Raw genomic sequence first — 7956 nt, forward strand, 5'->3', positions numbered from 1 at the left:
GAGTAGCATTTATCTGCGTGGCACATCCACTAAAGACCTGTTGATACTGATCGATGGTATACGTGTCGGCTCGGCAACATTAGGACAGGTCAGTGTTGAGGATCTTAACCTGAGCCAGGTCGAGCGTATTGAAATTGTGCGGGGCCCTCGTTCTTCCTTATACGGCTCAGATGCGGCCGGGGGTGTCATTCAGATCTTTACACGTCGTGGTGCGGGTAAGTTAACCTCTTCTTTTTCTGTATCGGCAGGATCAGATGGTACGGCTTTAGCGGAAGTGGGTTTACAAGGCGGTGATCAAAATCGTTGGTTTAATGTAACCGCTTCAGGCATTAGCACTGATGGGTTTGATGCTAAAACCACGGGTGATAGTGACGATGATGGTTATCACAACCACGGCTTACAGCTAAAAGTGGGCCAGCGTTATAGCGGTGGCCATGAAGTTGAAGGATTTTTCTCGATCACTGATTCTGAAAATGAATACGATGGCTACACTGACAAAGGTGATACACGGACACAAGTTTTAGGTGCCCGTAGTACCCTTGAGGTCTCTGAAAAGTGGCGTGTGAACATGTCTGCAGGTCGCAGCTGGAATCATGCTAAAACCTTCTCGGGCAATACGTTTAGCAGCCGTTATGAGACGACACGTGATTCTCTGAGCGTTCAGAATGATCTGTTGATAGGCGATGACAATCAGTTAATTTTTGGCGTGGATTATCTGAACGATCAGATTGAATCAAGTTATAGCTACGCAGAAACTGAGCGTAATAACTGGGCAGGCTTTGCGCAATATCAACTAGCGCTGGGCCAGTCTGATCTGCAGTTCAGTGTACGTATTGATGATAACGAACAATTTGGTTCTCATACGACTGGCGGCATCGCCTGGGGTATTCCGGTAAATGATGTGATTGACTTTGTCGCGTCTTACGGCACGGCGTTTAAAGCGCCTTCCTTTAATGACCTGTATTACCCGGGTAGTGGTAATGCTGCACTGGTACCGGAAGAGTCGGATACTGTCGAGCTTAGCTTGAGAGGCAATATTAAGGGGATCAACTGGCAAACTTCCCTGTACCAAACTTCCTTTGACAATATGATCGCCTGGGCACCTATTGCTGTGGGTTCTTCTACATGGGCTCCGAGTAACATTAACGAAGCACGTATTCGTGGCCTGGAGCTCAGTGCTGATTATCAATGGCAACAATGGGCATTAAGCGGCAACGTCTCATTCATCGATCCTGAAAATCGTTCGGGTGATAATAAAGGTAATCGCTTACAACGTCGTGCAGATAAAATTGCAAATATTAATGTTGACCGTGATTTTGGCGCATTGGCTTTAGGTGCAACCCTGCATGCTGAAAGCAGTCGTTACAGCAACGATAGTAATACCAGCTCTCTGGGAGGTTTCGGCACTGTCGATCTGCGTGCAGCTTATCAACTGGCACCTGTCTGGCAGGTTAGGGTCAGGCTCAGCAATCTGTTAGATAAAGAATACCAAACGGTAAGTGGTTACAACCAGGCGGGTTCAACGGCATTGTTTACCCTGGCGTACCAAGCTCAATGATTGTTTAAATCTATTTAAAAACAATCACTAAACAACATTAGTTCAACTTATTTCAGAGATAGCTGTCATGATAAATATTCAACCACGGTCACAATTCCTGATTGGTGCATTATTGATTTTACTGATGGCGGTGACACGCGGTCATCATTTTGCATCTATTGATCACCTGCCGAGTGCATCCTGGGCGGTGTTTTTTCTGGCAGGTATCTACCTTACACCTTTGTGGTCTTTTCCACTGTTGATTCTGGAAGCGTTTCTTTTGGATTTTGCGGCGATTACTTTCGGTGGTGTTAGTTCGTTTTGCGTCACACCCACTTACATCATGCTGGTTCCGGCTTATGCATCAATGTGGTGGGCAGGTCGTTGGTATGCGAAGCGCCATCAGGAGCGATGGAGCAGTTCACTGACGCTGTTTAGTAGCTTGATACTCGGTACTGCTGTTTGTCAGGTTATTTCCAGTGGCAGCTTCTATTTTTATTCTGGCCGATATGCAGACCCAACTATGGCTGAAATGCTCAACCGTTTAATTAAATACTCACCTTCTCATTTTGAAGCAGTATTTTTCTATGTAGGTTGCGCGCTTGCTATACATCTTTTTTTAAGCTGGTTTAAGCGTTCGCGCCATGCTGGGGCTGAAACGCTATGAATGATAAAAAATTGTCAGAGCCTTCGATTGAGCAGACCGAAGTACAGCAACGCGAGGCACGTTATCTGGCACGTATGAAGCGTAAAAAAGAGGTGATAGATAAATCTATCGCTCGTGCTGACCAGGATCGCGGCGTCTGTCTTGTTCATACCGGCAATGGCAAAGGTAAGAGTAGTTCTGCCTTTGGTATGGTTGCGCGCGCGTTAGGCCATGATATGCAGGTGGGTGTTGTGCAGTTTATTAAAGGTGCTTTTAGCACCGGAGAAGAGGCGTTTTTTCGACGCTTCCCAGAAGTGCAGTATTACGTCATGGGTGAAGGGTTTACCTGGGAAACGCAGGATAAGGCGCGTGATATTGCCGCGGCAACTAAAGCATGGAAGCAATCGGAGGCGCTGCTTAATGATGAGAATATTGCTTTGGTTGTCCTTGATGAGCTGAATATTGCGCTTAAGTACCAGTATGTTGATCTGCAGGCAGTCATTAAAGCGGTAGAAAGCCGCCCTGTGAATCAGCATGTGGTGATTACCGGACGTGGTGCTCCACAGGCTTTGATAGATATTGCAGACACAGTGACTGAAATGCAGGTCGTAAAGCATGCTTATCAGGCGGGTATTAAAGCACAGAAAGGCGTTGAATTATGAGTCAGCCTTTATCACCTGCATTACAGCCGTTATTGCCAAAGCAGGCTGCAGCGACTTGCCCGGCGCTGTTTATTAGCGCGCCCGCCTCGGGACAAGGAAAAACAACAGTAACCGCGGCGTTGGCGCGACTGCATCGTAACGCTGGGCGGCGAGTGATTGTTTTTAAAACGGGGCCGGATTTTCTTGACCCGATGATTCTTCAGATCGCCTCCGGCGAAGCGGTGAATGCGCTGGATTTGTGGATGGTTGGCGAGCATCAGTGTCGTGCCTTATTACATGATGCTGCACTGCGTGCTGATCTGATCTTGATCGAAGGGGTAATGGGCTTGTTTGATGGCACGCCTTCAGGTGCAGATTTAGCCCGCTTGTTTGGGGTGCCGGTGCTAGCAGTGATTGATGGCTCGGCTATGGCGCAAACCTTTGCGGCTATTGCGCATGGCTTAGCGACATTTCAGGACACCTTACCTTTTTCAGGCGTGCTGGCGAATCGTATCGGCAGTGACCGGCATGCGGAAATTTTACGTGATTGCTTGCCTGGTTCGATTCATTGGTACGGTGCGATTAAACGGTCTAAGGATGTTGAGCTACCGAGTCGGCATTTAGGCTTGCTGCAAAGTAGTGAAATTTCTGATTTAGATGAGCGCCTTAACGCAGTCGCGCAGATGGTTTCTGCAACGGGTGCGAGTGAGTTGCCGGCGCCGGTTACTTTTGAAGCGAATGATCCTAGAGCGAATTGTTTTGCAGTAAAAAGTTCCGATGGTTCTGAAGAGCAGTCGAACCAGCTTCCCAAGCCGTTATCGGGTGTGCGTATCGGAATCGCTAAAGACGAAGCCTTTTCCTTTATCTACCCTGCTAATGTAGCGCTGCTCGAACAGCTGGGTGCCGAGTTGCTATTCTTCTCACCCTTACATGATCAGACGTTGCCCGACGTAGACAGCGTGTATCTGCCCGGAGGATTTCCCGAATTATTTGCTGCACAGTTGGCGGCTAATAGTGGTATGAAAGCGGCTATTAACGCCCATGTCGACCAGAACAAGCCTTTAGTGGCGGAATGTGGTGGGATGTTGTATCTGAGTGAATCACTGACAGATCTGGCTGGGAATACCCACGCCATGCTTGGCGTGCTTCGCGGCACAGTTGCCATGCAGCCACGGCTGACGGCGTTGGCAATGCAGAGCGTTACTCTGCCAGAAGGTGTGTTGCGTGGGCATACTTACCATCACTCCTCTTTTACAACAGACGAAGTGGCGGACTATCAGGGCTTGTGTCCTAATTATGCCCGAACCTCGGAAGCGGTTTACAGAAAAGGAAATCTATACGCCAGTTACATCCACCATTATTTCCCATCTGCAGCCGACGCTTGTATCGCGCTTTTTAAGCCCGAATGATCAGTGTAGCCTTGTTACTAGGCGTGCTCATCGACTGGCTGGCCGGAGAGCCTAAACGCTGCCATCCACTGGTCGGTTTTGGTTGGTTGGCGCAACATGTGGAACACTTGTTCAACCTGAAGAGGCTTCAATTATCTGCAATAAAGCTTAAGTTGCTGGGCGCATTGGCGTTAGCGCTGCTCTGTTTGCCGCTTCCCCTTATTTTGTATTACTGGCTCCCCGGCAGGTGGGAATCCTTCGGTTTATATAGCGTGTTGAATGCATTGCTTTTGTACCTTGCCATAGGGCATCGCAGCTTATGGGATCACATTCAACCGATTGCCGATGCGCTGGTTCGACAAGACGATGTGAGTGCGCGACATCATACCGCCATGATTGTCAGCCGTGACCCCGACGCGCTGAATATCGAAGTGTCTGCCATTGAGTCGATTTTAGAAAACGGCAGTGATGCTATTTTTGCTGCTATTTTCTGGTTTGTTATTGCTGGTGGCGCGGGCGCTGTTTTCTATCGTCTGGTGAATACACTGGATGCCATGTGGGGTTATCGCACTAAGCGCTATGAAAATTTTGGTTGGGCGGCTGCCAGGTTAGATGACGCGCTTAACTATTTACCCGCCCGTTGCACGGCATTGAGTTATGCCGTTTTGTCGGATTGCGTCAGTGCACTGAAATGCTGGAAAGAACAGGCACCCGCACATGCCAGCCCTAATGGCGGGCCGGTGATTGCGGCAGGTGCCGGTGGGCTGGGCGTCTTGCTGGGCGGCCCAACGCGATATCAGGGTGTTTGGCAAGATAAGCCTGTACTTGGCAGGGGGCAGCTACCTGGCGTTTGTGATATTCGACGTGCTCTGCGCTTAGTCTCGCAGACTTTAATACTCTGGGTGGTACTGATTTGTGGAGCTGAACTGTTTCTGCAGATGTTGCCCACTGGCGGGTGGCGCTGATGCAACCTGTTATTTATTCAGGTATTGGTGCACCTGTGCATGGAGGTCGCTTGCATCAGGCGGCTGAGCAATTCGCTATTCCTATGGATCACTGGATTGACCTTTCTACGGGTATCAATCCGCATAGCTACCCGTTACCCGCTGTGCCGGAGTCGGTTTGGCAGAAATTGCCGGATGACGGCGATAATTTGCTGAGGATAGCGGCTGCTTATTACGGGTCTGCTCATCTCCTGGCGCTGGCCGGTAGCCAGGTGGCTATCGAACATCTGCCGACATTAAGAAACACAATAAGCCAAATCAGCCGCGTGGGAATCCTGTCACCGGCTTACGCTGAGTATGCCTGTCAATGGAAACGCCAGGGGCATCAGGTTGAAGCGCTGACTGCTGATGAGATAGAAGCAAGGTTGCCGCATCTGGATGTAGTGGTGGTGATACGTCCGAACAATCCAACCGCTGAGTTTTTACCGAAATCGCGCTTAAACCGATGGCTGAAAGTATTGCGAAAGCACAATGGCTGGTTGATTGTTGATGAGGCGTTTATCGATGCGATGCCGGCAAATAAAGCGATATCAATGATCACTCAGGACCCGCTGAGTAACCTGATTGTGTTGCGCTCGGTAGGAAAATTTTTTGGCTTAGCCGGTATCCGCTTAGGCTTTGTTTGGACGCAGCCAGCATTGCTGGAAGGGTTGAGCGCCATGCTTGGAACCTGGTCTGTCTCAGGCATCGCCCGGTGGGCAGGTGCAATTTCGTTACAGGATTATGCTTGGCAATCACAGATGAGACAACGGCTCTTTGCTGAAGGCCTGCGCCTGACAGAGCTGATAACCCAATGCCTGACAGAGCTGTTAACACAGCCGCTACAGCAACCGGCTTTTGTCTGTCTATCGACACCACTATTTTGCACAGTAGACCTGAGTGAAAGTCATAAAGGATTGGCGGCTGATATTTATCAGCAGCTTGCCCGACAGGGGATTCTTATTCGTTACTTTGAGCAACATGAAGCGCTGCGTGTGGGATTGCCCGCAAATGAAATCGCATGGCAGCGACTTGAATCGGCATTGATAGAGTTGAAACGATGAAAAGTACAGGTACGTTAATGGTTCAGGGTACCACCTCGGATGCTGGAAAAAGTACCCTGGTGGCGGGATTATGTCGGGTTTTGTGGCGCCAGGGTTTGTCTGTAGCTCCCTTTAAACCCCAGAACATGGCGCTTAACAGTGCAGTCACCGCCGACGGGGGCGAAATAGGCCGGGCCCAGGCCGTGCAGGCGTATGCCTGTGGGCTGGCACCACACATTGATATGAACCCCGTTTTATTAAAGCCTAACAGCGATACCGGTGCGCAAGTCATTATTCATGGTAAGCCTCTGATTAACATGGAGGCCACGGTTTATCATGATTATAAGCAGCTGGCCTGGAAGGCTGTTGAGGTGTCGCACCAGCGCTTACGTAGCATTTATCGCTATGTGATTGTAGAAGGTGCGGGTTCGCCCGCCGAAATCAACTTACGCGAAAATGATATTGCCAATATGGGCTTCGCTGAGCGTGAAGATTGCCCGGTGATTATTATTGCCGATATTGATAAAGGCGGGGTGTTTGCTCATTTAGTAGGCACTCTGGCGCTATTATCCAAGACTGAGCAGGCGCGGGTTAAAGGATTTGTGATTAATCGATTTCGTGGTGATATCACGTTATTGGAATCCGGACTCGACTGGCTTGAAGATTATACCGGTAAACCCGTGCTTGGGGTTCTGCCTTACTTGCACGGGTTTCATCTCGAAGCTGAGGATGGCATATCGGCAGTTCAACCTATCGATCCATTAGACGTTGCTACACAGGTATTACGCGTCATTGTGCCGGTTCTGCCGCATATCAGTAACCATACAGACTTTGACCCTTTGCGTTTACACCCGTCAGTCGAGCTGATTTATGTCGGGCCTGATCAGGCTATTCCAGCGGCTGATCTTATAATTATTCCCGGTTCAAAATCGGTCCGTCATGACCTTGAGTGGTTACGTGCTCAAGGTTGGGATAAGGCGATGAATAAGCACCTGCGTTATGGGGGGAAAATGCTGGGGATCTGCGCTGGCTTTCAGATGTTGGGACATGAGATAGATGATTCTGATGCTATTGAAGGGGAGGCTGGTTGCTCCACAGGTTTAGGCTGGCTGGCGATGAATACACGGCTGTATGCCAAGAAACACCTGACTACTCAGACGGGATCATTTTGTATTCAGGGGAGTGAGCCGGTGGGGGTGGAAGGTTATGAAATTCACTGTGGTATTTCTTCAGGTGAAGCTCTGAGCTTACCCTTGATCCATTTTTCGGATGGGACGCCAGACGGTGCGCTATCGATTGACGGCAATATTGCAGGCACCTATCTGCATGGCTTGTTTGAATCAGCCGCCGTGGTTGATCAGGTTTTACAGTGGGCGGGTCTGAGCAATATTGCTGTATTTGATTATCAGCAGCGACGTGATCAGGATTTGGATCGTTTGGCAGATACGCTTGAACAACACCTCGATATGGATGCCATTTTTGGGCTGCTCCATGCTGAGAATGCGAGTAAGAGCATGAGCATGAGCATGAGCAAGAACAAGGACAGCGCATGATTCGATTTATTTTAGGGGGTGCCCGCTCTGGAAAAAGCCGCTATGCAGAAAAATTGGCCAGTGCGAGTGGTAAAGAAGTGATCTACATCGCTACCGCTCAGGCCTATGACGATGAGATGAAAGCACGTATTTTACAGCATAAAAAGCAACGTCCTGATGAATGGC

Annotated in this window: 8 protein-coding genes; all 8 read left to right on the forward strand. The window is 49.4% G+C overall.

Annotated elements, in window-relative coordinates; translation table 11 throughout:
* The coding region (locus tag ABY436_RS17640; RefSeq protein WP_372740246.1) for a TonB-dependent receptor domain-containing protein at positions 1-1558 on the forward strand (1558 nt) is incomplete at its 5' end.
* 67 nt (positions 1559-1625) lie between these two features.
* Positions 1626-2204 carry a hypothetical protein gene (locus ABY436_RS17645; protein WP_372740247.1) on the forward strand — a complete coding sequence of 193 codons (579 nt, stop codon included), beginning with the start codon at positions 1626-1628 and terminating at the stop codon, positions 2202-2204.
* A complete protein-coding gene (cobO, locus tag ABY436_RS17650; RefSeq protein WP_372740248.1) occupies positions 2201-2845 on the forward strand; it encodes a cob(I)yrinic acid a,c-diamide adenosyltransferase in 645 nt (214 codons plus the stop codon). The genes ABY436_RS17645 and cobO overlap by 4 nt, the downstream gene beginning before the upstream one ends.
* A complete protein-coding gene (locus ABY436_RS17655) occupies positions 2842-4233 on the forward strand; it encodes a cobyrinate a,c-diamide synthase (protein ID WP_372740249.1) in 1392 nt (463 codons plus the stop codon). Before cobO ends, ABY436_RS17655 begins: the two co-directional genes overlap by 4 nt.
* Positions 4230-5177, forward strand: a complete 948-nt coding sequence (cbiB, locus tag ABY436_RS17660) for an adenosylcobinamide-phosphate synthase CbiB (RefSeq protein ID WP_372740250.1) — start codon at positions 4230-4232, stop codon at positions 5175-5177. Before ABY436_RS17655 ends, cbiB begins: the two co-directional genes overlap by 4 nt.
* Complete coding sequence (gene cobD / locus ABY436_RS17665) at positions 5177-6259, forward strand: threonine-phosphate decarboxylase CobD (protein WP_372740251.1); 1083 nt, start codon at positions 5177-5179, stop codon at positions 6257-6259. The genes cbiB and cobD overlap by 1 nt, the downstream gene beginning before the upstream one ends.
* The gene (locus ABY436_RS17670) at positions 6256-7791 is read left to right on the forward strand and encodes a cobyric acid synthase (protein WP_372740252.1); all 1536 of its coding nucleotides are present in this window, start codon (positions 6256-6258) and stop codon (positions 7789-7791) included. Before cobD ends, ABY436_RS17670 begins: the two co-directional genes overlap by 4 nt.
* Positions 7788-7956 (forward strand): bifunctional adenosylcobinamide kinase/adenosylcobinamide-phosphate guanylyltransferase (locus ABY436_RS17675; RefSeq protein WP_372740253.1); only part of this gene is annotated, 169 nt, incomplete at its 3' end. The genes ABY436_RS17670 and ABY436_RS17675, both read left to right, overlap by 4 nt.

The organism is Neptunomonas sp. (genome assembly GCF_041601355.1).
Taxonomy (GTDB): Bacteria; Pseudomonadota; Gammaproteobacteria; order Pseudomonadales; family Balneatricaceae; genus Neptunomonas.

Coding starts and splice junctions, on each gene's coding strand:
- ABY436_RS17655 (WP_372740249.1), top strand. CDS start 2,842: ATGAGTCAGCCTTTATCACCTGCATTACAGCCGTTATTGCCAAAGCAG.
- ABY436_RS17670 (WP_372740252.1), top strand. CDS start 6,256: ATGAAAAGTACAGGTACGTTAATGGTTCAGGGTACCACCTCGGATGCT.
- ABY436_RS17645 (WP_372740247.1), top strand. CDS start 1,626: ATGATAAATATTCAACCACGGTCACAATTCCTGATTGGTGCATTATTG.
- cobO (WP_372740248.1), top strand. CDS start 2,201: ATGAATGATAAAAAATTGTCAGAGCCTTCGATTGAGCAGACCGAAGTA.
- cbiB (WP_372740250.1), top strand. CDS start 4,230: ATGATCAGTGTAGCCTTGTTACTAGGCGTGCTCATCGACTGGCTGGCC.
- cobD (WP_372740251.1), top strand. CDS start 5,177: ATGCAACCTGTTATTTATTCAGGTATTGGTGCACCTGTGCATGGAGGT.